The following is a 25,953-nucleotide window of genomic DNA, read 5'->3' as shown; positions in this document are numbered from 1 at the left end:
ATAAATACAAAATTTATACAGCCTAACTAAATAGCAGCCTGTTTTGATAACATCAAACGTTCACGCTGTAAAACACAATACGCGAGCAAGCCCAACCCAAGTATGACGTTTGCTAGAGCGAGACCCCACACAATACCACTAAAACCAGCAACATAAGCGCCAAAATATGCGAATGGGATCGACAAACCAAATAGCCGTAAGATACTCACATTTAATGCAATCATGCTGCGTCCAGTGGCATTGCAACAGCTGACATACAACATGGTTGCAGCTAAAGCAATATAGGACAGTGGCAATACGGTTAACGCTAACTCAATAGATTTGCTGACAAAAGTTTTCTGACAAAAGCCAACCCCCAGTAGATCTGCACCAAAGAACAGCACCAAGGAGACAGCCAATTGCCAAACAATACATGCTAAAACCGACAGCTTAATTCCACGCCTAACCCTTAGCGCTTTATTTGCCTCCCAATTTTGCCCGACAAAGATAGGTAATGACGTAGTAAGTACCATAGGCAATAACAAAGCTAGTGGCTCTAGGCGCATTACAACTCCATAGGCAGCTACGGCATCACTGCCTTGTGTCGCAACAATTGCCATCAATATGGACTGCGCCAGCGGTGTAAGCAGCTGCATAGACACTATTGGGATCAAAAGACGAAATAAACAGCGAAAACCTTGCCGACTTTGTGTAGAGAGCAAATTAATTTTGATGGATATGTTTTCTTTCACTACTAGTAAATAAAGCGCCCAAATACAGCCCGTTACTGCAGCAACTAAATGTGCAATTCCCAACTTCTCTAAACCACTGTTCGAAAGCTCAGAACCGACCCATGGTGAAAACAATACCGCACTGGTGAGCACCTGCATACCAGCAAACACCACCAGCAGTAGCGCTGCCGATCGCATATTCCCAAAGGCGCGCAATACCCCAAAAATCACCATGATTAAGAAAAAGAAGATAACAGCACTAAGACGGTACTGCATATAAGTATTGAGAGGTTCCCAAACTTTTTCACGTTCAGAGAAGTCAGCAAAACCAAGCAAGTTCAAAATAGGTAATAAGTTAAACCAAATACCCAATGCTACCGTAGCACCAACCAAAATGGTAAATATCAAGCTGACAGCGGCAAGCTCCTCCACTTCTCTCGCCTGAGTTAAACGTGTCGCAACAACAATCCCAAGCCCTATGGCAAACGCAAACAAGGTTGCCTGCACTGGCAACGTAAAACTCATTGCAGTGAGCTCTTCGACTCCTAACCGAGATGCAAAGTAAAGTTCAATTAAATCCGCGCTAAACAAAGCCAAAATAGCCCACAACATAGGTACCGTCAGTTGTCTCAACACCGCACTGGTAGAACCGGTTAAAATCCAGCGCTTTTTTACAGCCCTTGCACGTTGCTTGCGACAAGCTTGAACAGGTGAATAACTCAAATCTTGTGATCTATTGCATGTCATAGCGTGTGATCAACTCCTTGCTATTTGGTTTTAGTTTTTATTTAGACAGACACTATTTGCTTTAATTGAACAAAATTACACCACAAATAGTTGATTCATCTAACTATCAAGACCAACAAAAATCTGCAGAGTTCCCAGCAAATCATGAAACTCGATGAACCCCCACAGAATTGAGATTAACCTCCATTTCATTAACTAAAAACCAGCCAAATGCACGACTTTTTTGTTATTTGAAAAACCGTCATAATAGTCGCTGAAAACAACCACCAAAGTCGATACATCATGGCCCAAAAGTTACCTCCACAGCAAAGTGCTACGCAATCCCCTTGCGTGAGAAATTGCTGTTTGGATGCCGATGATATTTGTATTGGCTGCCTTCGAAGCATAGATGAAATTGTCGGCTGGGGTAGCAAAAGTGCACAGGAAAAAGCTGCGATACTAGAGCGATGTGCCGTAAGAAAACAAGCCAAAGAGCAAGTTCATAAATAACCCTACTCTCATTCATATTGTTGAGTTATTTACGCAATATATTTTGTACATTAAATCACCACACCTTCACCCTTAAGGAAATAAATGAAACACACTAAATTGTCTCATTACATCTCTGCTGCTCTTTGTGTAGCCAGTTTACCTACCCTTGGCCAAGAGCTTGTTCAAGATGGCCACTTTAACGCTCTTACCGTGCAAGAAGCACAGCAAAGTTCAGAATCTCTGTACTGGCTCTCATCACCCTCCACCGAAGCCGGCATATTCAACCCAACCCTAGCACAATACGGAAATCATGATGTAATCGACAATATCGGTTTTGTAAAATCCGGCAGTAAGTTGAGCCAAAACTTACAAGTCCCGTTAGATATGCACAGTACCTACGTTGTCAAAGCTAAAGTCGGATGGAGAAATGACAGTGATGCATACAATTTTAGAATTGGTTTTAGAGTCAATGGCCAATTTATAGATTTAACACCCTCAGTATCTTTATCCAAAGGGCAGTTTACTCCGGTTGAAATCAGCTTTACACCAACTCAGACCCATAGCTCTTTAGTTGAATCCACAGATTTTCTAATATTGGAGCTCATTAACTCAGACTCCCAACAAAGCGTTATCGATTTTGATGATGTCTCAGTAACAGTGTCACCAACGTTAGTTGATAGTGATCAAGATGGTATGAACGACAACTGGGAAATCCAATATGGATTAAATCCAAATGATCCAAGCGATGCAAGTACGGATCTCGATCTGGATAACGCCACCAATATCTTGGAGTTTCGCAATGGCACAGATCCCAGCGATCCAACTAGCACTCCCCCGACATTTTCCCAACAATTAGCGGGTAATACAGAAGTCGCAGGTGCGTTACGACTTGTGCCACAAACAAACAGCCCAATATCGTGTGATGCGGCTCACGAAGGTTCGATGTACTACAACAGTATTGATAAACAAATATTTATTTGCGATGGTGCTATTTGGAGCGAGTTTAAGGGGCTACAAGGTGAGCCCGGCGCACAAGGCCCTCAAGGTATTCAAGGATTGCAGGGCTTGGTTGGAGAAACAGGCCCTGCTGGCGAAAGAGGCCTGATCGGCCCTCAAGGGGAAAGGGGCTTGATTGGTCCACAAGGTCCGCAAGGGATCCAAGGAGTACCGGGCACCACTCACTGGACTGATGGTGCAAATCAAGTTACCACTTCAGTTAGAGTCGGTGTCGGGACCGTTTCTCCCTCTGCCGCCCTAGAAGTAATAGGTAACGCCATTGCAAATACACCTATCCAGCCTAACCACCTAGTTACCAAAGGTTACACTGATTCAGCTGATCGTATGCTTGCGGCAAAATACGAAGAACTCTTTGCGATGATTTCAACACTGAATAAAGAGGTGTTTCCCAGCGATGGTTCAAGCTGCGCAAGTATTTTGGCGGCCAAACCACACTCGCCAAGTGGCGCTTACTTGATAGATAGTGATGGGCCAGGTGGAAAAGAAGGCGAATACTACTATTGCGATATGGAGAACCCAAGTGCATCTAGTAAAGCCATTTTTGGTCAAATGACCGGGGACAATGACAATATCGCATTGGTTTACACCAACTCATTGCAGCCTGCAAGTTACTCGGCCAGCGCCACCGTAAATCAATTTACGCCAGCGGGCGCATTTGACGGTCATCTATATTACACAGATCCAAACAACAAAATAAATGCCGATGCAGGTAACTTAATTTCCCACGGTATCTGGTTGGGCCCTACAAACACCAATGAATGGTTACAGGTTGGCTTCGCCAAAAAAGCAGTAATTACGGGCTTCAGTACGCGTGTTTCAAATCACCATGCTGAATTCGCGCCAAGAACACCTAAAGAAGCGATTTTGCAAGTCTCAAATGATGGCGTTAATTTTATAGATCATGAACAGATCACCATGGAAAAAGGACATGCTTCCGTTACGTTAAACCGTGCTGCGAGTGGCACCTACTTTAGGTTACTTATTTTGACGACTCATGGTTCTGTTAAACATAGTCAAATAGATGAGATGGAATACTATGGCTTTTTTGTAGACGAGTTTGGACTAGAACCAGGCGCCTCACAAGGAATAAACTGTAAAGATATTCAAATTAATAATCCAGGAGCGTCTTCAGGTTACTACCAAATAGACCCGGATGGAGATCAAGGCGTATCCCCCTTTGCTGTATATTGCGATATGGACACCCTTGGCGGTGGTTGGACACTCTTTGCAAATCACGCAGATGGCATTGAACGCAAACTCATGCGCGACCCAGTAAAAATTGACCAATATGGTGTTTTGGAATCGGCCCGCTGGCAAGCGCTGAGAGCCACAATGACAGAAGGGCTTATGTTTATTGACGAACATCAGCGAGTGTCGATGATTTCAGCACATAATGTCACCAATCCAACTGGTAATGGATGCCAGAGTTTGCTTGATGACACGGCCGCTGACCTAACTGCAACATTTGACGGCACGCCTCATATGGAAGGTTTAAACATATTCCGTTCCGAGCCTACAGGCGTGGCATGCAACTATGTTGATAGCGGCACGTTCACAATGGCACAACTAGCCGACAACACGGGGTATTACCAATACCATATCGCAGGGGCAGCAATATTTAACGGTAATCCTGAAAGGCCTTTTTCTATCTGGCCGTATAGCACAATTTATGCGCATACAGAGCAAGACAAACTACTTTACTTTATTAAGTAAACACTATGGCAAAGCAGCTTCAACAGGCTGCTTTGCCTGTAACCAGCTCTAATCGTTAGAAGTGACTTTAAAATTGAGAGGTGTGTCTACACCTTGCCAAATAAGCCGCTAATCCATTTATACAACAACGATAATATAATAATTTATGAAAACCAATAAAATAAATAGAGATACATTAACACCGCTATAACCCCCCTTCAAAACCATCATAAATAACTCTACAAACATCGAACACTTTCAATTTGCAATTAACTTATATCACTGAATGCAAAATTTAAAAACGAACATACTCAAGAAGTATAGGATGTGAAAAAATAAAACTAACAAAGCAAAAACTTCGAGTTTACTTTTAGAGACCACTCGTGTCGTAAATAGTGTTATAAATGAATGTAAACTTTCCTTTTTAGCATGGCAATGCAGAAGAAGCCTGACCGCAGGCAATATGATCATGGCAAAAAAGGCCATGACAGCAAATAACGTAATATGGAATTCAAAAAACCACTGTGCTTCAAGAGACTTAAAATTGGGGCACACTTTTAATTCCTTTATTAATAGCATCCAGATAAGTAATTATGGGTTAAGTACAAGCCGGAAAATAAAACGCATAGATGTGTTCACGCTGCTTTGACTCGATATCCCTTAATAACAACCCTTTTTCTTAATTAGAAGTGCGCCTTTGGTCTTAAGTAATACACGCTGTGTACCACTTGATTCAATATATAATAATTAAACCATTCAATGAGAGCAGCTTAAACAGCTAGGAGTCCTCATCAAATAATCTTGATTAAAACCCAAAGCTCGCATATTAATGTTTACTCTTCTAATAAAAATAATCATAAACAAAGCTAACAAAAGGCCTCAACCATTACAATATGAAATTTAAAATAATGAAAAAATCAATATTTGAAGCTAAGAATCCTCAAACGTAAATATTAAATAAAGAAAAACATCCGATTAATCTATTAACTTATCCAATTTAATAAAAAAATCGTTGAATGTTGCGGACATATCTTCTGAGTGCTCTTGTATTTTCTGAAGATCTTCTTTCGCGCCGTCTAGCGTTTCTCGTAGGGTTTGCTCTTGCGCTTCACTCATACCAAAAGAGACTATTGAATCTTCAACGTCAAAAATAAGCGTTTCAACAAGCTCTTGGCATGATTGATTATAGTTTTTAAAAATAAGTTCAATGTCTTCTAAATCTTTACTCGCTACCTGACTGAGTTCTCTGAGCCCTTTATTCTTTGCCTGAATAGCCTGAATGTTGGTTTCTAAACTTTTTAACCTTGCATCAGCTCCTCTAACCACCAGTGCCAAGATGTCATTAAACCTCCCATATTTCTCATCGTCATCAATGGGCATGTTTTTTATTAACAATGAGCAATATGCACTATTGAAAAAGCTTCGTTTTTCGATATTAATGACGGTTTTACTCTCTCGCCCTTTCTTAAGAAGCTCGCTTTCTAACGGGTTAATGACGCCAAAGTTACAAAAATCTCTGAACTCACCCAATAATCCCAACTGCACAGACGCGTTTAAATCCAAATTTCGACAAACAGCTAAAATTGCGCTCGATAAATCAGCTAAGGTGTTACATTGGTAGGAATTTTCAATGAACTCAAGACATAAACCCAGCTCACTACAGCTGGTGATGGCTGTTAAGGTAACTTCTTCAGCCGCCTCGCAATTTACTTTTAAGGTGTCAATTTCGCTACTGAACTTGACCAATCTATCAATCCTAAAACTAAGTTCATCTGCGTCAAACGGTTTAGTAATGTAATCATCACCGCCAGCTTTAAACCCTTCAAGCTTGTCTTCGATACAATCTTTTGAGGAAACAAATAAAATCGGGGTGTCGGAATTAGAAGTGTCACTGCGGATCGCCTTGCACACCTCATAGCCATTCATACCTGGCATCACAACATCCAGCAAAATCGCATCATATTTGCGTTCATGAAATAACGCCAATGCCTCCTCACCGTTATGCGCTGAGTAGTAGTTATGTGATTCACCAAGCATTGTTTTTGCAATATCATGGTTAACTTCATCGTCATCGACTAACAAAATTGAGTACGACATACGCCCCCCAATAGACTCTAATCTCGATACTGCTGAGAAATATCAAAAAATAAATTTTCTTTTTCCAAAAACTCATCCAGCAATTCAGGATCAAAATGACTTCCCCGCCCTTCCCTCATGATCGCAATTGCTTTGTCATGCTCCATCGCATCTTTATAAACTCGCCTACTAATTAATGCATCATAGACATCTGCTATCGCCATCATCCGCGCGCTAAGTGGGATCTCCTCTCCTTTCAACCCTTCTGGATAGCCCGAGCCATCCCACTTTTCGTGATGATAGTGCGAGATTTCCTTCGCAGTTTTCAAGAAGCTATTGGCCTGACCGAGTGCAGACTCGGCAGTCTCTATGGCGTTGCGACCAAATACGGTATGGTTTTTCATGATTTCAAACTCGTCAGCTGTAAGCCGACCTGGTTTGAGCAATACATTGTCTGGGATCCCTACTTTGCCAATGTCATGTAATGGGGCAGACTTATAAAAATTATTAATGACCTCTAAAGTGAGTACTTTTTTATATTTTTCCTTCTCGCACAAAATAGTTGCTAACAATTTTACGTAGAGCTGTGTACGGCGAATGTGATTTCCGGTCTCTTGATCTCGTGTTTCAGCTAGGCTGGCCATTGCCTGAATGGTGACATCTTGAAGGCGAGACATTTGCTCCGTGCGCTTTTGCACTTCTTCTTCCAAATAATCGTTTTTGTTTTTTAGAATGTCTTTGGATTCTTTGTTCAATAAATGTGTATTTAGGCGAGCAAGCAGTATTGGCGGACTAATTGGCTTGTTAATGTAATCACATGCACCCAACAAAAAACCTTTTTCTTCATCTTCAACACTGGTTTTTGCAGTTAAAAAAATCACCGGGATGTCACTATATACCTCGTGCGACTTTAAGTACTTGATCACCTCGTACCCGTTCATCTGTGGCATAACGACATCAAGGAGAATGATGTCGACCTTGTTTTTCTCAACCACGGAGATAGCGGCTTCACCACTTTTTACCGCTAAGACACGATACTTATCTTTGATAATTTCCGTCATGAAAGCCAAGTTTTCCTTCACGTCATCTACTACCAACACCGTTTTAAGCTGTTCCATAGTCTCTTCTATTGAATTGTTAGACAATTATTCATCACACACAAAAATATAGGTCTATTATTACTGAAACGCCAAGCATGGATTGGATTAGATGAAAAGTTTAAGAGTCAGCTTCTTTATCACATTCTCAATAATGTTGCTGGTCAGTATTGGGATTGGGTTAATGTCCTATTACGTCAAATCAGAAGTCAGTGCTTTGACTGATAAACAGACCCAACTTTTTAAGCTGACAGAGCTTGCTCATGAACTGAAGCTGAGTTCAGACAATCTGACAAATTTTGCAAGAGCCTATGCAGTAACAGGCAATGATAAATGGCAGCAGCTTTTCAGTTACACTTTGCTAGTGCGAGACGGAAAGGTTCGAGCGGACAATGCCAACACCTATGACTATTGGGATAGCCTAGCAGCCCCTCACTCCAGCGTTCCTGAGACGATCCGAGTAAGCGATGGACATAATATAATTGAGCGGTTTCAACAGTTGGGTGCGCAGGACTTTGAACTTTTGCAAATGCAAAATGCGCTTTCTACTTCCAATGCTCTGGTTAGCCTTGAACGCCGGGCCTTTAATGCCATAGAAGGCATACACAAAGACGAATATGGTAATTGGGTTAAAGACGCAGCACCAGACTTAGTGAGCGCTCAAAAAATACTCTTCAGCGATAACTACCTAGTTGAGAAATCAAAAATCATGTCTGCTATTGGAGAGGCACACAGAGCTATCACCAACCGCCTCAATGCCGAACTTGAGAGTCATCAAAATAGTTTAAACAACACCTATTTGCTCAGAAATATTTTCAATTTAATTTTACTTATTAATATCGCGTTGTCTTTTTACCTACTTTGGAAACTCTATATAAACCCAGTTGCATCGATTCAAAAACAAGTAGTGAGCAATGTAGAAAAAGGTAATTATAACTTTGTACTTGATGAGTCGGTGAAAGGCGACCTATCAGACCTTTCAAAATCGATGAACAAACTCCTGAATGACTTGTCCGAACAACTTGAATTCAACACCATCATGAAAGACTTTGGATTGGCACTCAGGGGGAAAAAAAATCCCAACGAGCTTGGTGAAGAGCTGTTGCAGTTTTTAGAGCAAAGGCTATCAGTTCCCCTATTAGGACTGTATGTTTTTGAAGAGCAAAAAGTACTCACGCGTGTTGCTGGCACCGGTTACAGCTGTAATTGCGCGAGAACATATAGCAACTACGACTCCATTCACTTTCATGTATTAAGTACTCAAAAGCCCTACTCGATGAAGTTTGAAAAGGAACAGTATGCCATTGAGTTAAATGGAGAAAAGCTCTCGATAAGCGAGTTATACTATTTCCCCTTGGTCGTCAGCAACGACAGCATTGGTTTATTAGAGCTGGGCAGCTTAGTTGAGCTAACTGATCAAGATTATAAGTGGGTGAAATCGGTTATTAACGATTTGGCAGTGAGCCTACAACTTACGCAAAACATCGACTTACAGTCCAAGGCCGAAAAACGCATCGTAGAGCAACTTGAGCTTAACAAAAAAATTCTCGATGCCATTCCAAGCCCAATGTATTACAAAAACAGCTCTGGCAATTATTTAGGTGTGAATAGTGTTTTTCATCAATATTTCGGGACTTTCGATGCGGATGTGTTGGACGCCACTACAGAAGATATTTTTAACTATGAGATTGCCCAAGTTTTTGAGCAATCACACCAAGATTTACTAGACGGTAAGTCAAACCAACACTACGAAATAAAAATTGATAATGCGCAAGGTGATCCCCGCAACTTCATTGTTTATGAAGCGGTATTTACCAATGCCGAAAACGAACTTGCTGGTGTAGTTGGTTTATTACTTGATGTAACAGAGCGCAAGCAAATGGAACTCGAGCTGCGTCTGGCAAAAGATAAAGCGGATGAAATGAGCACTGCCAAAGGAGAGTTTTTGGCAAATATGAGCCATGAAATTCGCACGCCAATGAATGCAATTATTGGCATGAGCCATCTGGCGCTTCGCACGGAGTTAACAACCCAGCAATCCGGTTATATCAATAAAATAGACCAAGCAGCTAAGAGTTTACTCGGTATAATTAACGACATTTTAGATTTTTCTAAAATAGAATCAGGCAAATTAGAAATTGAAGATATCGACTTTTCTTTGCAAGAAGTAATGGATAATGTTGTTAATATTAACGTCATTCGTATGCAAGAAAAAGGCTTAGAAATGCTGTTGGACATTGCGCCTGACGTACCTATTAGCCTTGTCGGTGATCCACTTCGTTTGGGCCAAGTCCTAATTAACTTATGTGGCAATGCCATCAAATTCACAGACCGTGGAGAAATTACCATTTCGGTCACTAATCTTGAGCAGCAAGATGATCAAACTACCTTGAAGTTTACTGTAAAAGACACTGGTATTGGTATGTCTCAAGAGCAGCAAAGCAAGTTATTCAATGCATTCTCACAAGCAGATGGCTCCATTACGCGAAAATATGGAGGAACCGGGCTAGGACTGAGTATTTCTAAAAAGCTGGTGGAATTAATGGGAGGCACTATTGGTGTTAACAGCGAGCAAGGCCAAGGTTCTGAGTTTTACTTTACAGTTCGCTGCGGGTTGCAGTCGGCCAAACTGACCAATGTCATTTGTCCCGATAGCCAGTTAGCCGGTAAACACGCATTGGTCGTTGATGATAATGAAAGTGCACGTGCAATATTGACCAATCTGCTCAAAGCAATGAAGTTTACGGTCACTTGCGCGGCAAGTGGCTCAGGCGCAATTGAGCTGGTACAAGGCAGCAAGTTTGACATTGTTTTCATGGATTGGAAAATGCCAAATATGAGCGGAATTGATGCCATCAAACACATTCGTTCACTTGAATTAACACCTGAGCCCAAATATGTACTTGTTACAGCATACGGCACCGACATTGGTATGAACTCACAAATCCACGACTTAATTGATGCCATAATTCTCAAACCTGTTAATGCGTCGGTTCTGTTAGATGCCATTATGGAGTCATTTAACTTAGCAAGTCAGCCTAGAAACGGCGATGTATCGAACAAAGACAGCAGCGTGAGACATTCATTCGAGAATCAAAAAGTGTTACTTGTTGAAGATAATACGACAAATCAAGAAATTGCCAATGAGATGCTTAGTTCCCTAAATTTAGACGTAACCATTGCAGATAACGGCCAGATTGCCGTTGATATGGTCAAAAATAACACGTTTGATATCGTACTCATGGACATCCAAATGCCTGTTATGGACGGTTACTCAGCAACCAAAAGAATACGTGAATTTAGTCAGTTCGATGGGTTACCAATTGTCGCCATGACAGCCAATGTCATGAAAGAAGATTTACAAAAATGTAAAGCTGCGGGCATGAATGATCATATTGGTAAGCCCATTAATTTCAATCAAATGACAGAGACCTTACACGCACATTTGTACAAATTGGCTAACCAAGAGGACACCTGCCTGCATCAGGTAGTCGAGAGCCCTGACGACAAGCAGCCAGAAGTAGAGACTAGTGCAAAGCAACAAGAGACCAAGTTAGATGGAGTTGACATTGAACGGGCAATAAAGCGGTTGGGGGGCAATGAAAAAGCTTTTTGGAACATTATTAAAAAGTTTGCTCGAAATCAAATAGAAGAAACCATTAACCTCAATCAAGCCCTTGTCATTGGCGATATGGAACACGCTGAGCGTATTGCTCATTCTCTTAAAGGGGCCAGTGCCAATTTATGCATTGATGAGCTTTCCAAGCAAGCTTCAGACATCGAAGCAGCAATCGCCAATGAACAAAAGGTTGATACAAAAGACGTTGAAGTACTTACTGAATACTTAAGAGGACTGCATAAAAGTCTAAGTGAACTACAAAGTGATGATAAACCAACCCCCTCTGCCCCCAGCACGTCAAATATTGTGAGTTTTAAAGTCACTCGTGGAGACTTCTTAGAGCTGGAAGAGCTATTGCTCAGTTGTGATACTCAATCCGTTGAAAAAGTTTATGAGCTCAAAGCTAACCATAAAATTGATGAGTCTACTTGCATTGAGCTTGTGGAACTCATTGAGGATTTTGAATTTGATCAAGCCAGAGAAGTGATATCGCAATTGTTAGAACAATCGGCTTAGTTGTGAGTTAACACGCTACGACTAAGCCCCCACTTTAGGTGCAGGAACCTAATAAGACGGCTTCCTTTCACGACACTAGATGCGCTATTGTAGTTATAGAGTACATCCCTCTCAACTTGTGTGGCTCCCAAATCGACATATCTCAAATAATTTATAGGTGATAGGGTTTTCTTTTGTCCGTTAGGTGGAAATATTCAACTTTGTCATTTAGATTTAGACTACTTATTTTGATATAGACATGTTGCGTGTAAAGGTTTTGCAATGCAAATGAAACTTAGAATCTAGCTTATTTACTACGATATACATTGTTGACTATTTGAGTACCTGAGAAATCAAAACTGAATGTGCCAATGTGTTCAAGGCCAAGTCGCTGGTAAAACAAATTCGACGTATTCTCCACCCATGTATAAAGCCAAAATTCAGCGCCCCAATGACGTTTCATTTCAGTCAATAGTTTTTTTCCAATCCCCTGTCCTTGAAACGCATTGTGAACATAAAGTTTTTCTATCTCAAATCCGTAGTCACATCCCTGATAATTAGACTCGAAGTTGACTACCGCAAAGCCGACAATGGCATTATCTCGCTCATATATCATTACTTTATACTTAGGGTTATTAATTAATTGGCTAAAGTACTTGGGCGTAAATGTCGTTAATGCAAAGTGCGCATATTCGTCACGCATACCATCTGGAGTATACGTCGTTAACCACACCTGCAACGCGAGTGCAGCGAGACTGTTTATATCTTGAAGCTGAGCTTTTCTAATCATAGTGATGAGGTTATCCATTATGTATGTAGGCGCTGAATATTTTTCACGTCACTTGGTTCTGAATTTCAGGTACCCGGCAGTTACATTCGGCTTAATCTTGATTATCAAGGACCACAACCTCACCCAGAAACCCCGCATTGGCTACTGTGCTATAACTCAACGCATTAGGCCCGGCGTGCATAACCAAATCGTCACCATCGAGTACGCCATTGTTATTGCTATCTTGATAGAGCGCGCCTATGTGTGCAAACTGCCCATTTTGACGGTATCTAACCGCAATAAAATCTCCTGGCAAAATGTCATCACCCCACTTCAACTTTGTATCTGAACCTGTAAATCCATGTAACTTCGCTTTGTGCTTTAAATTTGTCACCAACCAAGCTACATTACGATCAAATACTTTGTCATTGTCCTTTATCGCATTTGCAGCCATTAATACATCTGCGCAATCAACCCCTAAATAATGCTGGCTTTGGTAAGGTATAGACCCGAAAATGGCCGGCACATTAAAAAAGCTACTCAGCACACCCAAATATCCCTCGCCTTGAGTGAATGAAACTCGAAGTACCTGTTTATCTAAACCGCGATGATCGTTATTTTCTAACCCCATACTTTTACGGCGGCGGCCATCTTTGCCTACCACTTCAACTTGGAACCAAAAGCTACCTACATTGGCATGGTAGTAGGGTGAATCAAACACATTATTCTTACTTAACCATGTTCCTGATACTTCTATTTCAGCCAAATTATCAAACTGATTGAGATGCTTTTTATAGTAGTTTACTTTGCCAAACCCGGCCCACTTATAAGGGTTTTCCTCCCATGGGTGGTTGGCGTTTTTGTAGTATTGGCTGGTATCAGGAATGATTTGAAACCACCTCACTTGCTCCTCAGCCAATACGTCAACTTTGAGCTTGATCCTTTGTCCTGTTGGTGACGACACGGCTTGCCTAACTTGCCATGACTTGTCCGCTACTGTCTGAGAATATATATCCACAGTTGCAAAGGTATTTGAACTAAAAAGTAACCAAAATAGACCGAAAAATTGGCAAGCTTGCTTCCACATCGCCATTTATTGATTCCTTATGTAAATCAACCAAGATACCCTTTAAAGAGATAATTTAACCAGCGTATATCTTCCTCACATAAACATGCTTGCTGGTGTAGTTCAGGCTGATGAATGATGTCTTCGTAAACATGTGCCAATGCTTCAACCGTCAATTCTAACCATTCTTCTTTTTCATGTTCACCAAAGCCCACGTCATTAAATGATTCGTCTAATAATGGATCATACTGTTGCTCAGACGTTTCAAGGGCACGGTATAATCGGCTCAAAACCGGGTTTATCAATTTTACTGTATCCGCCTCAGAAAATTCCTGTAGCACTTTATCTTGCGCCTCTTCAATATGCTGATTGAGCGCGACTTGCGTATACTTTTCTCCTAGTGGGCGAACACCATGTTTGTTTAATAAGCCCGTAATACTAGGCAGTGCCGCTTTTGCAGCAATAGCCGCACCAATGGCAGGATTCACAAAGGCAGAGAGTCCGCCTATGAGAAACATGCCGTAAGTGAGTTTTGTATCTAACTTATCTATATCATTTGCTAGCAGCTCTAACCGACTTACCTGCCCTTCCTGCTGTTTTCTTACTAAAGATTCAGCTTGTTCTGACAAAATATTTGTTAATAAAGCTTCAGCATGTTCATTGGCAAAGTGAAATACTCGGCGTTTTGGTAATGCATTTACTTCTGGTACACCGTCCGGCAAGTTTCTTAAAGTATGTAAGGCAACTTTGTGCTCCCCCAATTCAAAAGGGATGACAAAGTAATGCTTTTCGTCATAGTCTGACAGTTTCGATTTGTGGCACGAGGCTAAAAAAGGCAGTCCCGCTACCGAATCTTTAAATAGCGTAAGCTGCTTATTTATATTGCCTTTTAATTGAGTGGGTTGCTTAACCAGTAAGCGCAGTGTGTTTAGTAGATTTTTATGCACTTAGCTACCTCCTTGTACCAAGTGGACCACAATCGGCTCTTGAACAACTATAGAAGATAGTTTAGCTCTTTCATTGACTTAGTTGGTACAAATTCCGTTATTTGATAGTCAGCAATACCTGTTTTATAAAATGGATCTTCGTTTAAAGTTGCTTCCAATGATTCTTTAGATGTGGAAGCAGCTAAAATGACACCGCCGGTACGAGGTTCAGTTGGGCCTGACATTAAAAAAATACCATCGTCATAGCACTGATCCAAATACTCAATATGCAGCGGTAAATACTTCTCTACTTCTGATAATCCAACGAGATAATTAAGCGTGACGATAAACATGGCGAGTTCCTTTTGTTATTTATTAGGCACAATTTTTGTATCCAAAATAGTAACACCAATATCCAATTGTTAGTACCTATTTTAACACTGATTAATGTATCAACCGAAATACAACTTGTATAGAGCCACTTCACATTTCCTTACAACTTATGGGGCTTTAACATTCGTGATACTAATCAGAATCTTGTGCGACAATTTGTCACATCCCTTGAGGCTAGTTTATTACATATAATCCAACCATTATCCCCAATTAAATAACAATTCATGCTAAAAATACTGCTCGCATGGCATCGACGACTGGCTCTTTTATGCGTATTTCCATTTGTAATTTGGACGCTGTCAGGGCTACTGCACCCCGCAATGTCTCATTTTGCAAAAGCGCCACACATAAAACCTGACCCAATCAAAGTTGAATCAAATAGATTACAAAACTATATACATTTGAAAGACGCATTAAAGCAGCAAGGTGTCCATCACTTCAGCCATGCTAGTTTGGTAGAGTTTAAAGGAAACTACTTCTATCAAGTTCAACAGCAAATTGATGACGGCACAACGGTGCATTACCTCCCTTTATCAGCAACCAGTGTCAGCTTAAATGATGTTGATTATGCACGCTACCTAGCAACACAATGGACCAATCAAAACGTTATAAAGAGTGAACTTGTCACACAATTCAGTTCTGCTTACCCTGAAATAAACCGGGTATTGCCTGTGTATCGATTGCACATGGACAGCGGGAACAACATATATATAGACACATTAGGCAAACGCATAACCGCGCACAATACACCACTGAGAGAGTCGCTGTCTTTCTGGTTCAAACAGTTACATACATGGCAGTTTGCTGGTGATAGACACAGCCTATGGCGCATCATACCCATGCTGCTAATCAGCATCGCGGTATTGGTTATGGCCATTTTTGGACTGCTTTCTTACAGTGTGTTGTGGTCACGAATTAAAACAAAACAACTTAATAGACGGTCGTTACATAGGGCTTCAGGGTTGGCTTTAAGTTTGTGTATGCTCGGGTTTGCGAGTAGTAGTACGCACATTTTAATTGATAAGTTTTTTTTGCAAGAGTTTAGAGATCTTTCACCGACCAACCAAATTGCCACAGACGCCATCCATCATGATCCTGTCAAAACGCTGGCAATAGCAAATGGCCATAATTTCCAGTTGGTCATTATTTCAGGTCAAGTCCTAAGCCAAATCGTATCGTACAAAAATAATTCGATGCACTTTACATATTGGCAAAATAACCAAACTCAATATGACGATAAAGCTTTCGCTCAGAGTGCGTTGCTCAATCAATTAAATATAAAGGGCACGCTCACACACAGCAAAAAAATTGATAAGTTCGGCCCAACATATGGTTTTGTTAACAAGCGGCTACCAGTGCTACAACTGAGTTTCGAACAATCTCCAGAGGTGCGCTATAGCATAGAACTCCATACCGGTTACATTGCCGCAGTTGACGACACGTGGCAAAACGCACGTAGTTGGCATTTTGGCTATTTACATAAGTACCACTTTTTAAACCCTTTGGGTAAAGATATTCGTGATAGCATCATTACTCTGATCTGCCTCGGATTAGCATTTATTGCCTTATTAGGTACTTCAATGTACTTTTCGAAACTGCTGCGCCAGCGTCGGGCAAAAATACATCGCAATATACAAAATAACGAAATATTAGAAATAACTAAGGAACAAGCATAATGAAATCTGGCTTTTCTTATTCACTCATTGCCATAGCGCTAATGCAGGCAGATTTACTGTACGCACAGCAACAGGCAGAGGATATCGAGCAGATCATCGTCACAGCAAGTAGAACAGCCAAAGCCAATACGGATCTGGCACTGAGTGTCGGCAGTGTATCCACTGATACTATAAAAAATGACAATGCACAACACGTATCTGAGTCTCTAGAAACTATTTCAGGTGTATTGCTCAACCAGCTATCTGGTGGACAAGGACATAACGCCGCGATACGGATGCCAATAAACTATGGCGGTTACACGCTATACCTACAAGACAATGTGCCTTTGCAATCCGCTGCATTTTACAATCACAATGCACTTTGGTGGGCAAGCAGCAACTCGTCAATATCTCGCTTAGAGGTGCTTAAAGGTGCCGGGACCAGCCTGTATGGTTCCGGTGCAGTTGCAGCAACCGTTAATGTTATTTCAGCACCCATCGGTGAAGGTAAAAATGAATTAGCTTCCACGTTAGGCGAACATGGCTACCAGCGAGTCAACGGCAGCATTACTCACGAGCTCTCAAACTCAAATGGTATTCGGATCAGTGGTGCCTACTTAAATAATGAAGGCTGGAGAGAGCATAGCAGTGTTGAAAAAGCGGAGTTTAATGTCCTCCATGAGCTTGAGATAGATGACAAACAAAGCCTTAAAACCAGCTTGATCACTTCAACGCTAGATCAACAAATGCTAAACGCACTCACCGAAGAGCAGTTTAACCTAGATCCATCACAATCTGGTTTGCCCGATGAAGTACTAGCCATTGATCCTAGCCGTGCCACCGATTACGTTCGATTGAGCTCAGAATATAAATATGAAGATCACGACTTTTACGCGTCGGTGATTCCTTATTTACGCTATCGTAGTAACGATTATATTGCGACTTGGCAACCGAATATGCCGAAGATCGAATCAAGTGTTAGAACGGTCGGTCTGTTGGCCTTAACAAACTTTAGACACAATCCGGATTTTGAAACCACGATAGGCATCGACCTAGAACGCTCAGAAGGTGATGCTTACTCCTATCAACCAACCACCAGAACTACAACTGGTTGGGGTGCTGCAACCTATCCGCAAGGGCATGTTTTTTATAATGATTCCACACGTTTTGTAGGGGTATCTCCTTACATTCAACACCTAGGTAAACTCACTGAACAACTAAATTATTCAATCGGGTTAAGATACGACAACAACCAATACGACTTTGACAATACCTTGTCTGCTTACGATGATGATGGATTTGGTAATCGTTCAATCGCAAGTCGCAGTGATACTTTTGAACACTTGAGCCCTAAAGCGAGTTTAAACTACCTGCTCAGCGAACAGTCCAGTGTTTATGTTCGTTATGCCAATGCGATTCGGATCCCCACGGCTTCTGAGATTTACCATTTAAAGACCAAAGAAACCAGTTCACAATTGGACTCAATCAGCGAGGAAACATCCGATACATACGAACTAGGCTACAAAGCAAACTTTAACAAACTCTCTATAGAACTGGCTTATTATATTATGGATGTTAAAGACGCGATTGTGACAGCCTATGATGACTTTGGCGCAAGCTTTCGCGTCAATGCCTCTGAAGTGAGGCATCAAGGGTTCGAGATCGGTGGGATTTACACCTTTTCACCTGCGTGGTCGGTGGCGCTGGCATATAGCCAATCCAATCATGAATTTCAACACTATGTACAAGATGCAGGCAGAGTCGATTTCAAAACGAAAGAAAGTAAAGAAGTCGATTTATCTGGTAATAGTTTAGTCATGGCCCCAGAGTACATTGCTAACCTACGCTTAAATTACGCAAGTCAATTCGTGTCAGGCCTCAATATCACAGCTGAGATTAAGAGTATTGGAGACTACTGGATGAACTCTGAAAACACGCGAAAATATGATGGCTATACAATTGCAAACCTCAAGGCCAACTATCAAGTCACTGAGGCACTCAAGCTACACGCGCGATTGGCGAATGTCACAGACAAAAAGTATGCCTTACAAGCTGAGCTCAGATATGGCAAAGAGCGAATCCAACCTGGCGCCCCGCAAATGGCTTATGTGGGGCTGAGTTACTCATTTTAACTGCCCATAAAAGCTGTAAGTTTTCCTATGCCCAGTAACTTTTGGGCATAGGCTGCTTATCCATCAGAAGAAAAGTAAACCAGTACATTCTCAAAATTTCAAATTAAAACTGCTTGCGAGTAATACATAACAAAGATAGTATATAATAAATTAATTATATTCATATTCAAAGCGAGCATTGATATGAAAGTACTCTTTTTATGTACCGAGAACTCAGCGAGATCGCTGATGGCAGAAGTTCTGCTAAAACATCATGGGAAAGGTAAATATGAGGTTTACAGTGCTGGGACAAAACCAAGTGGTGCTGACCCTCGTACTCTCGCTGTTCTTGAGCATTTTGGGCTCACAAGCCAAGGGCTTAAATCACAACACATAGACGAATATGCCAACATGCATTTCGATTACGTGATAACCCTATGTGCCAGTGCAACCAAGGAGTGTGAAGGCAGAGTCAATGGCGTAAATTGCCTAGCATGGGATATAGATGAACCAAAGACTCGCCAATGTGACAACCCATTTGAAAAAACGTTGCAAGAGATCAATGAAAAAATACAATCTCTCCTCATAGATAACTCCTCTGAAAAGCCAGCTACCATAGAGCCCATGGCATTTTATAAGGCACTTGCAGACGAAACTCGGCTTAAGGCTTTACTTATCATTGCAGTAGAGCAAGAAGCATGTGTCTGCGAACTTATGACCGCACTGGACGAACCCAGCCAGCCTAAAGTGTCACGTCACCTCGCTCAATTGCGAAAAGTAGGTATATTATCCGATCGTAAATATCATCAATGGGTGTTTTACTCTCTCAACCCTACACTGCCCGAGTGGATGAAACACACGATCACGTCAACAGTTATCAATGAACCAAATTTCATAGAGCAAGAACTGGCACGACTAAACACTATGGGAGACCGCCCTACTCGTTACTCAAACTTGTGTAGTTAAAAGGTATTACAGTGGGAATTTTTGAACGCTATTTATCCATTTGGGTCGCCGTAAGCATCGCCACAGGGGTTGGGCTTGGCTTAGTTTACCCAACAGTTTTTGAATCTATCGCTGCTTTAACCTTCGCTAAAGTCAATTTAGTAGTCGCGGTGCTAATTTGGGTGATGATCTACCCCATGATGGTGCAAATTGATTTCTCTACCATCAAAGAAGTCGGTAAAAACCCCAAAGGGCTGGTACTCACTGTCGTGATAAATTGGTTGATAAAACCATTTACCATGGCAGCCCTTGGATGGTTATTTTTTGAAGGCATTTTTGCCAGCTATGTCAGCCCACAAACTGCACAAGAGTATATTGCAGGTATGATACTACTGGGAGTTGCTCCCTGTACTGCCATGGTGTTTGTTTGGTCTCAGCTGACCAAAGGTGATGCGAATTACACTTTAGTGCAAGTCTCAGTCAACGATGTGATCATGATATTTGCCTTTGCGCCGATTGCAGGTCTGCTTTTGGGCGTGTCGAATATTCATGTTCCATGGGATACCTTACTTATCTCAGTTTTACTTTATGTCTTATTACCGCTTGTAGCTGGTATTGTGACTCGGAAAAAACTGAATGGCTCGAATAAAAATGAAGCTGCGATTGATTCCTTCTTGGCGAGGCTAAAGCCGTATTCAGTCATTGGCTTATTGGCAACTGTGGTACTGCTGTTTGGATTTCAAGCGAATACCATTATTTCACAGCCGATGAACATAGTCCTGATTGCAATTCCGCTCATTTTGCAAACCTATGGGATATTTTTTATCGCCTATTTTGCCGCTTTAAAATTGAAACTTAGACACAATATTGCTGCACCAGCTTGTCTGATCGGTACCTCGAACTTTTTTGAACTCGCTGTTGCTGTCGCGATCTCTTTATTTGGATTGCATTCAGGCGCGGCACTGGCAACCGTGGTTGGCGTTTTGGTAGAAGTACCTGTAATGCTGTCTCTCGTTGCTATCGTCAATAAAACCAAGCATTGGTTTAACCCATAAACTCACGAAGAGACTGTTATGCAAACACACCCTTTTGACAAACTAACCCTGAATAACGGCGGGACGTTCGTTTTCACTCCATGCCCTGGCACAAAAGAAGTGTCATTAACCCAAGCTGTCGAGCAGCTCAAGTCTGCTTCAGTTCAAGCGATTGTCACTTTGATGTACGACAGTGAAATGGAAAAAAACGGTGTACAAGGACTACCACTTGCCTGTGAAAAGTTCGCGCTGCAGTGGTTTCAAATGCCTCTGCCAGATGACGACGCCCCTAACCAAGACTTTACTGATGCTTTCAATACACATGTCGATGCAATCTTATCCATTGTAGAGCAAAAAGGCACTGTCGCGGTCCACTGTAAAGGTGGCTCTGGTCGAACTGGGCTGGTCATTGGGCTGCTGATGAAACGTCTTGGATACGATAACCAAGCTATCATTGAGCAAGTACAAACACTCAGGCCTAAAGCGCTTAAACACCCGGTGCAAAAATCCTTTTTTGATAAATTTAAGTTCTCATCTGATTGATATTTAATTTATGTGCTATGCACTGATGAGTTTCGGACTAAAGATATAAATTTGGCGTCACGTTACGCCAAATTTATACCTTCACCAAAGAGGCATATCCCCTCACAATCATGCCCTACTCAGTGCTCTGTTACTTTAGGTTCATCCCAAATATCGTATTTGTCCCCTTGCCACTTTAACAAAGCAAACAAGTAAGCTGTCATTAACATAAGCAAGCCACCTACCAATGCAGCTTCACTCACAAGCCCCATACAACAGAATATAAAACCTGACATATGCCCTAACCACATGATACGTTTTGCTGTTTCTCGCTTTGGTCTAAGCTGTAAAAAGTTGAGCGCGAACCAAATTTTTAAAATAATTGGCAGACCTTGCCAATTTTCCGAACGTCTATTCATTGTCATTTCCTCCTGATTCAATATTTCGATACTGACATTGAGTGCAGCAGCAAGGCATTTCTGCGATTCCAAACTCGCGTTTCCACCAGCCTCAATTCGCTGAATAGTACGAACACTCAAACCTGACATTTGAGCTAATTGCTCCTGGGAAAGGCTGCGACTTAATCTAAGTTGTTTTAGAACCACGGTTTTACCTCTTGCTTACTCATCTTGGAGAGTGACTGATATTATCATCTGTCGGTCACGAAATGGTATCGACACCACCCGACAATAGCCCGACTCTTACATGACAGGTGTTAAAAAAACACATTTTTAAAATAAATAGCATACCTTTCAGTGGCTTTGCATATGCGGCTAAACATCAAACTTGATCCAGCATGATTATTAACCGTCGTTTTTCTCATCAAATTCCGCTAGCATAGCTGCCAATTTATAATAATTAAAATAGAGGGACATATGATCCAAGATGGTTTTTCGTTCATCGCATTCTTAATGTTTGTGTCGAGTATTGTGATTTGGTATGAGGACAAATATAAAAGTGGGCCTTTTTTCAAATATGTTCCAGCTGTCATTATCATCTACTTTTCAGCGATGGTGATGTCAACGCTGGGCGTATGGGAAATGACAGACTCAGTCAAGCAAGCCCGTGGAGAAGTAAAAACCGCTATATTGCCAGCAATGATTTTCTTAATGCTATTGAGGGCTGACCTACGCGACATTGTTAAACTTGGTCCTAAACTATTGGGTACTTTCTTTGCTGCAACTTTAAGCATTGTACTTGGTTTCATTATTTCTTTTGCACTATTCCAAAGCTATTTAAGTGACAATGCCGCGCTTACTTTCGGCGCTCTGGCAGGCAGCTGGATAGGCGGAACTCAAAATATGGTTGCTGTACAGCAATCTTTGGGGCTGAATGATGCCGGAATGGGATATACCCTATTGATCGACTCGATAGATTACGCAATGTGGATCATGTTTTTACTGGCATTGGTGCCTTTTGCACATAAATTTAATGCTTGGACAAAAGCTGATACCAGTACGCTTAATGAACTGCAACACAAGCTCACCTTGTCTAATGATAAGATTAGAAAAGAAACTACTTTTCCAGATATGATGCTACTGCTCGGCTGTGCATTAGGTTTGTCTGCACTGGCCATCTACGTATCAGGTTTATTACCACATAACGCAGTGCTCACGAGCACAACATGGAGTATTATGTTAGTGACCTTAGCTGGTGTCATTTGCGCTATGACGCCTCTTGGAAAAATTCCTGGCTCTCCTCAGCTTTCAAATGTCTTGCTATATACACTTGTTGGCTTAATTGCGGCCAACGCAAACTTTGCAGAGTTAACTCAAGCACCGGCATACATCTTAGCTGGCTTTGTCATCCTACTTATTCACGGAGTGATCCTCACGACCATTGCCAAAATATTTAAACTTGATCTATTTACCTGTGGTATCGCATCACTCGCAAACATCGGTGGCGTTGCGTCTTCACCCGTTCTTGCTGCAGCATATAGCCAAACCCTAGTACCGGTTGCAATACTCATGGCGCTGATGGGCGTCATCATTGGCACAGGGGCAGGCATAGGCGTTGCCTTACTGCTACAGGCCATGTAATTATTCTCATGCTGTGGTGAGTACTAGCTCACCACAGCATGAAAATTAGGTAAAATTCAACCAACCGCAACATGCAAAGTTCCACAATATTTAAAAAACAAAAACACTGTAATTTAGCCAGTCTATTTCAACGCCACATTAAAGATAATAATCTATATATTCAGTTCCGTTCCATCATATAGATTTAAACCTAACTCTTTAATAATTATGATTAAAGAGTAAAAATCAAAAGCCAAAACTGATTACTTATTGATCACAAATTAAATCAATGTTAAAACATATAACAAATTGTAACCGGTAGAAGCATCATTTAATTTTACTATTATAGTATTTGCACCTATGCGCAGATCAAAACTAAATAAAAATTGCAATATACAAAAAATAAATATACTGAAATTTCAAATTAAATTAATTTATATAAGGAAATATATATGATGATAAAGCCCTCTTTTTTCATATTCTTGCTTGGTATTATTTCATTCGATTCATATGCAACAATGGACTTGCAAAGCTACAAAAGACAGGCTCTAATCGATCGGCAGACTCCTGGACGCTGTGTAAACCCACCTCATATTATCGATTATTACCACCGTATAGACTTCGCGCAGAGCCACGGACTTATTACTTCTAGCGCTGCATCATGGGGCCGTATAGCTGGTTTCTACCCAGTCATTGATGTATTTGATTACACGATAGTCGCAGTGTGTAGCTTTGGTGCTAGGCCAAAGCTACAACAATACTAAAAACATAAATAGTTTTATTAGAATTTATGAAATATTTAATAAGGATATAAAATGAATCTTAAAGCTCTCTCTATTTTAAGCATATTGTCTTTCCAATCACACGCAATGATGACCTTGCCTGAGTTTATAGAAGGTGCGCAACACCCTAATGCACGGAGCCATGCCTGTTATAGCTATAGAGTACCGATGACATTTTCAGAGTATTTGCAAATGGCAGTATCTGACAGGCTTATTACACCCGATGTCGCTCGACAGGCCAAAAGTAATTACTACTTCCCAGTGATAGATATGTACGAATACAAGGCTGTGGGAGTATGCCGAGTCAATCTTAGGACCTTTACTTCTTTGGATTAAATGTCGGGAGACAACTGTTCAATCAGGATTTTAGGTTGGCGAAACTTGTCGCCTAGGCGTTAAATACCGAATAAACACAATTAATAAGATTAATTTACTTTTACAAAATATAAGGAAATCATTATGGCCATTAAAACCCTCGCTTTCGCTGGCGTACTTTCTCTACTTTCATTTGAATCGTTCGCCGCAATGGATATTGCTGAATATGAAATGAGAGCCTATCAGGACAATGGAAGCTCAGGACGTTGTGCCCGAGGATACCCTATCTCATATACTGAGCTTAAACAACGCATTGACTGGGCTTACAGCCGTGGGCTCATTACAGAAAGAGCGTCTTATTGGGGCAAAGCGTATGGCTACTATCCAGTAGTAGACTTCTTTGCCGACCGAGTCGTTGCTGTTTGTAGAGGCGCATAATTCAACAACATGATATTGAGAAAACGATCCTGTATTTAACTGAATTTATGCAGCATGTCGCGACGTGCTGCATATGCTCGATAAACTAATGTCAAATAGGAAAGACAATGAAAAAAACCATTTTGTGGGTGTTTTCACTTTTTTCCTTGCGTATTTAGCTTAATTGAATCTGCCACCATATGTGTGTCGATGCACCTAAATCGAGCTGCTTTTGATCGGGATATTCCGCCGCTATGCCGAATAGAGTTAATTTGTATTCGAACACATATTGATAACCAAATGCATAACCTTCGCACTGTTAGAGCGGTATTTTTAATGCGTTTAAATCTGATAAGGAATAATAATGATGATAAAAACACTTGCATTAGCAGGAGTATTATCCCTGCTGTCATTCGAATCTTTCGCAGCAATGGACTTGGAAACTTACGAATATCGCGCCCGTATTGACTCTGATTTGGCTAGTCGGTGTTCAACTCGCCCTATCTCTTATCAAGAATTTATTATGCGCATTGATTGGGCATTTCATCAGGGGCTAATTACCGAAAGAGCTGCTTATTGGGGTAAGGCCTATGGCTACTATCCCGTTGTTGATTTTTTTGACCGAACTGTAGTGGCTATTTGTAAAGGTGTATAAAGCCAAAATCAATGACCCCTATAAACGTGCACACATAAGTACCTGAAAGTTAATCGGTCAGCACTAAAAGCCAAAAATAAGGAAATTATCATGATGGTAAAAACACTGGCACTTGCAGGAGCATTATCCTTGCTGTCCTTCGAATCTGTCGCAGTCATGGACTTGGCTGCTTATGAACATCGCGCTCGAATTGACTCAGGAATTGGAGGGCGATGTAACAACAAGCCAATCCCTTTCCAAGAATTGGCAATGCGCATAGATTGGGCATTTAACCGCGGACTAATTACCGAAAGAGCGGCTTATTGGGGCAAAGCGTATGGCTATTATCCTGTTATAGATATTTTTAACTTTAAAATAGGCGCAATTTGTAGTGGAAGATAAGGCTTAAATTAATAGCCCTATAAAAGTGCTTATATAAGTA

The 25,953-nt window shown here is 41.2% G+C and carries 22 protein-coding genes; 14 read left to right on the top strand and 8 right to left on the bottom strand.

Annotated features, from left to right (window positions below; all coding sequences use genetic code 11):
* Positions 1 to 26 precede the first annotated feature (26 nt).
* Positions 27 to 1,457 carry an MATE family efflux transporter gene (locus J8M00_RS04730; RefSeq protein ID WP_211009188.1) on the bottom strand — a complete coding sequence of 477 codons (1,431 nt, stop codon included), beginning with the start codon at positions 1,455 to 1,457 and terminating at the stop codon, positions 27 to 29.
* Positions 1,458 to 1,739: 282 nt separating this feature from the next.
* Here J8M00_RS04730 and J8M00_RS04725 point away from each other — a divergent pair, with 282 nt between their 5' ends.
* Together J8M00_RS04725 and J8M00_RS28405 are read left to right on the top strand one after the other, a co-directional pair.
* Positions 1,740 to 1,946 (top strand): DUF1289 domain-containing protein, encoded by a 207-nt coding sequence (locus tag J8M00_RS04725; RefSeq protein ID WP_211009187.1) that lies wholly within the window; start codon positions 1,740 to 1,742, stop codon positions 1,944 to 1,946.
* 84 nt (positions 1,947 to 2,030) lie between these two features.
* On the top strand, positions 2,031 to 4,658 hold the full coding sequence (locus J8M00_RS28405; protein WP_211009186.1) for a fibrinogen-like YCDxxxxGGGW domain-containing protein: 2,628 nt from the start codon (positions 2,031 to 2,033) through the stop codon (positions 4,656 to 4,658).
* Between the two features lie 954 nt (positions 4,659 to 5,612).
* On the opposite strand, the gene J8M00_RS04715 is transcribed toward J8M00_RS28405, so the two are convergent.
* Both J8M00_RS04715 and J8M00_RS04710 read right to left on the bottom strand, forming a co-directional pair.
* Positions 5,613 to 6,734 carry a response regulator gene (locus J8M00_RS04715; RefSeq protein WP_211009185.1) on the bottom strand — a complete coding sequence of 374 codons (1,122 nt, stop codon included), beginning with the start codon at positions 6,732 to 6,734 and terminating at the stop codon, positions 5,613 to 5,615.
* 17 nt (positions 6,735 to 6,751) lie between these two features.
* Positions 6,752 to 7,831: an HD-GYP domain-containing protein gene (locus J8M00_RS04710; protein WP_211009184.1), complete on the bottom strand. Its 1,080-nt coding sequence runs from the start codon at positions 7,829 to 7,831 to the stop codon at positions 6,752 to 6,754.
* Between the two features lie 91 nt (positions 7,832 to 7,922).
* Here J8M00_RS04710 and J8M00_RS04705 point away from each other — a divergent pair, with 91 nt between their 5' ends.
* Entirely contained in the window at positions 7,923 to 11,945 is a 4,023-nt protein-coding gene (locus J8M00_RS04705) for a hybrid sensor histidine kinase/response regulator (protein WP_211009183.1), read from the top strand.
* Positions 11,946 to 12,231: 286 nt separating this feature from the next.
* On the opposite strand, the gene J8M00_RS04700 is transcribed toward J8M00_RS04705, so the two are convergent.
* From J8M00_RS04700 to J8M00_RS04685, 4 genes are all read right to left on the bottom strand, one after another.
* Positions 12,232 to 12,714, bottom strand: a complete 483-nt coding sequence (locus J8M00_RS04700) for a GNAT family N-acetyltransferase (RefSeq protein ID WP_211009182.1) — start codon at positions 12,712 to 12,714, stop codon at positions 12,232 to 12,234.
* A gap of 91 nt (positions 12,715 to 12,805) precedes the next feature.
* Complete coding sequence (locus tag J8M00_RS04695) at positions 12,806 to 13,786, bottom strand: hypothetical protein (protein ID WP_211009181.1); 981 nt, start codon at positions 13,784 to 13,786, stop codon at positions 12,806 to 12,808.
* A 20-nt stretch (positions 13,787 to 13,806) separates the two neighbouring features.
* Positions 13,807 to 14,706, bottom strand: coding sequence for a hypothetical protein (locus tag J8M00_RS04690; protein WP_211009180.1), 900 nt, complete (start codon positions 14,704 to 14,706; stop codon positions 13,807 to 13,809).
* Positions 14,707 to 14,753: 47 nt separating this feature from the next.
* Positions 14,754 to 15,038, bottom strand: coding sequence for a YciI family protein (locus J8M00_RS04685; RefSeq protein ID WP_211009179.1), 285 nt, complete (start codon positions 15,036 to 15,038; stop codon positions 14,754 to 14,756).
* Positions 15,039 to 15,302: 264 nt separating this feature from the next.
* Between J8M00_RS04685 and J8M00_RS04680 the strand changes: the two genes are divergently transcribed.
* The 5 genes from J8M00_RS04680 to J8M00_RS04660 all read left to right on the top strand — a co-directional run bounded on the left by J8M00_RS04680 (position 15,303) and on the right by J8M00_RS04660 (position 21,366).
* Positions 15,303 to 16,754, top strand: coding sequence for a PepSY domain-containing protein (locus tag J8M00_RS04680; protein WP_211009178.1), 1,452 nt, complete (start codon positions 15,303 to 15,305; stop codon positions 16,752 to 16,754).
* Positions 16,754 to 18,865, top strand: coding sequence for a TonB-dependent receptor (locus tag J8M00_RS04675; RefSeq protein ID WP_211009177.1), 2,112 nt, complete (start codon positions 16,754 to 16,756; stop codon positions 18,863 to 18,865). Before J8M00_RS04680 ends, J8M00_RS04675 begins: the two co-directional genes overlap by 1 nt.
* A gap of 183 nt (positions 18,866 to 19,048) precedes the next feature.
* Positions 19,049 to 19,810, top strand: coding sequence for a metalloregulator ArsR/SmtB family transcription factor (locus J8M00_RS04670; RefSeq protein ID WP_211009176.1), 762 nt, complete (start codon positions 19,049 to 19,051; stop codon positions 19,808 to 19,810).
* Positions 19,811 to 19,821: 11 nt separating this feature from the next.
* Positions 19,822 to 20,844, top strand: coding sequence for an ACR3 family arsenite efflux transporter (gene arsB, locus J8M00_RS04665; protein WP_211009175.1), 1,023 nt, complete (start codon positions 19,822 to 19,824; stop codon positions 20,842 to 20,844).
* Positions 20,845 to 20,862: 18 nt separating this feature from the next.
* Complete coding sequence (locus J8M00_RS04660; RefSeq protein ID WP_211009174.1) at positions 20,863 to 21,366, top strand: dual specificity protein phosphatase family protein; 504 nt, start codon at positions 20,863 to 20,865, stop codon at positions 21,364 to 21,366.
* Positions 21,367 to 21,485: 119 nt separating this feature from the next.
* Here J8M00_RS04660 and J8M00_RS04655 read toward each other — a convergent pair whose 3' ends face one another.
* Positions 21,486 to 21,950 carry a helix-turn-helix domain-containing protein gene (locus tag J8M00_RS04655; RefSeq protein WP_211009173.1) on the bottom strand — a complete coding sequence of 155 codons (465 nt, stop codon included), beginning with the start codon at positions 21,948 to 21,950 and terminating at the stop codon, positions 21,486 to 21,488.
* A gap of 270 nt (positions 21,951 to 22,220) precedes the next feature.
* Between J8M00_RS04655 and J8M00_RS04650 the strand changes: the two genes are divergently transcribed.
* From J8M00_RS04650 to J8M00_RS04625, 6 genes are all read left to right on the top strand, one after another.
* The gene (locus tag J8M00_RS04650) at positions 22,221 to 23,384 is read left to right on the top strand and encodes a DUF819 domain-containing protein (protein WP_211009172.1); all 1,164 of its coding nucleotides are present in this window, start codon (positions 22,221 to 22,223) and stop codon (positions 23,382 to 23,384) included.
* Positions 23,385 to 23,815: 431 nt separating this feature from the next.
* A complete protein-coding gene (locus tag J8M00_RS04645; protein WP_211009171.1) occupies positions 23,816 to 24,127 on the top strand; it encodes a hypothetical protein in 312 nt (103 codons plus the stop codon).
* Between the two features lie 51 nt (positions 24,128 to 24,178).
* Positions 24,179 to 24,481 carry a hypothetical protein gene (locus tag J8M00_RS04640; RefSeq protein WP_023400520.1) on the top strand — a complete coding sequence of 101 codons (303 nt, stop codon included), beginning with the start codon at positions 24,179 to 24,181 and terminating at the stop codon, positions 24,479 to 24,481.
* Between the two features lie 123 nt (positions 24,482 to 24,604).
* The gene (locus J8M00_RS04635) at positions 24,605 to 24,898 is read left to right on the top strand and encodes a hypothetical protein (protein ID WP_211009170.1); all 294 of its coding nucleotides are present in this window, start codon (positions 24,605 to 24,607) and stop codon (positions 24,896 to 24,898) included.
* 343 nt (positions 24,899 to 25,241) lie between these two features.
* Positions 25,242 to 25,532 carry a hypothetical protein gene (locus J8M00_RS04630; RefSeq protein ID WP_211009169.1) on the top strand — a complete coding sequence of 97 codons (291 nt, stop codon included), beginning with the start codon at positions 25,242 to 25,244 and terminating at the stop codon, positions 25,530 to 25,532.
* 90 nt (positions 25,533 to 25,622) lie between these two features.
* On the top strand, positions 25,623 to 25,913 hold the full coding sequence (locus tag J8M00_RS04625) for a hypothetical protein (protein ID WP_211009168.1): 291 nt from the start codon (positions 25,623 to 25,625) through the stop codon (positions 25,911 to 25,913).
* The last annotated feature ends 40 nt before the right edge of the window (positions 25,914 to 25,953 follow it).

It is taken from the genome of Pseudoalteromonas luteoviolacea (assembly GCF_018100925.1).
Classification (GTDB): Bacteria; Pseudomonadota; Gammaproteobacteria; order Enterobacterales; family Alteromonadaceae; genus Pseudoalteromonas; species Pseudoalteromonas obscura.
Note: the sequence above shows the minus strand (reverse complement) of the source record. Positions and strands in the feature narration are given on the sequence as shown.

Excerpts from the sequence above, each read along its gene's own strand:
- J8M00_RS04730 (WP_211009188.1), bottom strand. The coding sequence starts at position 1,457 with ATGACATGCAATAGATCACAAGATTTGAGTTATTCACCTGTTCAAGCT.
- J8M00_RS04725 (WP_211009187.1), top strand. The coding sequence starts at position 1,740 with ATGGCCCAAAAGTTACCTCCACAGCAAAGTGCTACGCAATCCCCTTGC.
- J8M00_RS28405 (WP_211009186.1), top strand. The coding sequence starts at position 2,031 with ATGAAACACACTAAATTGTCTCATTACATCTCTGCTGCTCTTTGTGTA.
- J8M00_RS04715 (WP_211009185.1), bottom strand. The coding sequence starts at position 6,734 with ATGTCGTACTCAATTTTGTTAGTCGATGACGATGAAGTTAACCATGAT.
- J8M00_RS04710 (WP_211009184.1), bottom strand. The coding sequence starts at position 7,831 with ATGGAACAGCTTAAAACGGTGTTGGTAGTAGATGACGTGAAGGAAAAC.
- J8M00_RS04705 (WP_211009183.1), top strand. The coding sequence starts at position 7,923 with ATGAAAAGTTTAAGAGTCAGCTTCTTTATCACATTCTCAATAATGTTG.
- J8M00_RS04700 (WP_211009182.1), bottom strand. The coding sequence starts at position 12,714 with ATGATTAGAAAAGCTCAGCTTCAAGATATAAACAGTCTCGCTGCACTC.
- J8M00_RS04695 (WP_211009181.1), bottom strand. The coding sequence starts at position 13,786 with ATGGCGATGTGGAAGCAAGCTTGCCAATTTTTCGGTCTATTTTGGTTA.
- J8M00_RS04685 (WP_211009179.1), bottom strand. The coding sequence starts at position 15,038 with ATGTTTATCGTCACGCTTAATTATCTCGTTGGATTATCAGAAGTAGAG.
- J8M00_RS04680 (WP_211009178.1), top strand. The coding sequence starts at position 15,303 with ATGCTAAAAATACTGCTCGCATGGCATCGACGACTGGCTCTTTTATGC.
- J8M00_RS04675 (WP_211009177.1), top strand. The coding sequence starts at position 16,754 with ATGAAATCTGGCTTTTCTTATTCACTCATTGCCATAGCGCTAATGCAG.
- J8M00_RS04670 (WP_211009176.1), top strand. The coding sequence starts at position 19,049 with ATGAAAGTACTCTTTTTATGTACCGAGAACTCAGCGAGATCGCTGATG.
- J8M00_RS04660 (WP_211009174.1), top strand. The coding sequence starts at position 20,863 with ATGCAAACACACCCTTTTGACAAACTAACCCTGAATAACGGCGGGACG.
- J8M00_RS04650 (WP_211009172.1), top strand. The coding sequence starts at position 22,221 with ATGATCCAAGATGGTTTTTCGTTCATCGCATTCTTAATGTTTGTGTCG.
- J8M00_RS04645 (WP_211009171.1), top strand. The coding sequence starts at position 23,816 with ATGATGATAAAGCCCTCTTTTTTCATATTCTTGCTTGGTATTATTTCA.
- J8M00_RS04640 (WP_023400520.1), top strand. The coding sequence starts at position 24,179 with ATGAATCTTAAAGCTCTCTCTATTTTAAGCATATTGTCTTTCCAATCA.
- J8M00_RS04635 (WP_211009170.1), top strand. The coding sequence starts at position 24,605 with ATGGCCATTAAAACCCTCGCTTTCGCTGGCGTACTTTCTCTACTTTCA.
- J8M00_RS04630 (WP_211009169.1), top strand. The coding sequence starts at position 25,242 with ATGATGATAAAAACACTTGCATTAGCAGGAGTATTATCCCTGCTGTCA.
- J8M00_RS04625 (WP_211009168.1), top strand. The coding sequence starts at position 25,623 with ATGATGGTAAAAACACTGGCACTTGCAGGAGCATTATCCTTGCTGTCC.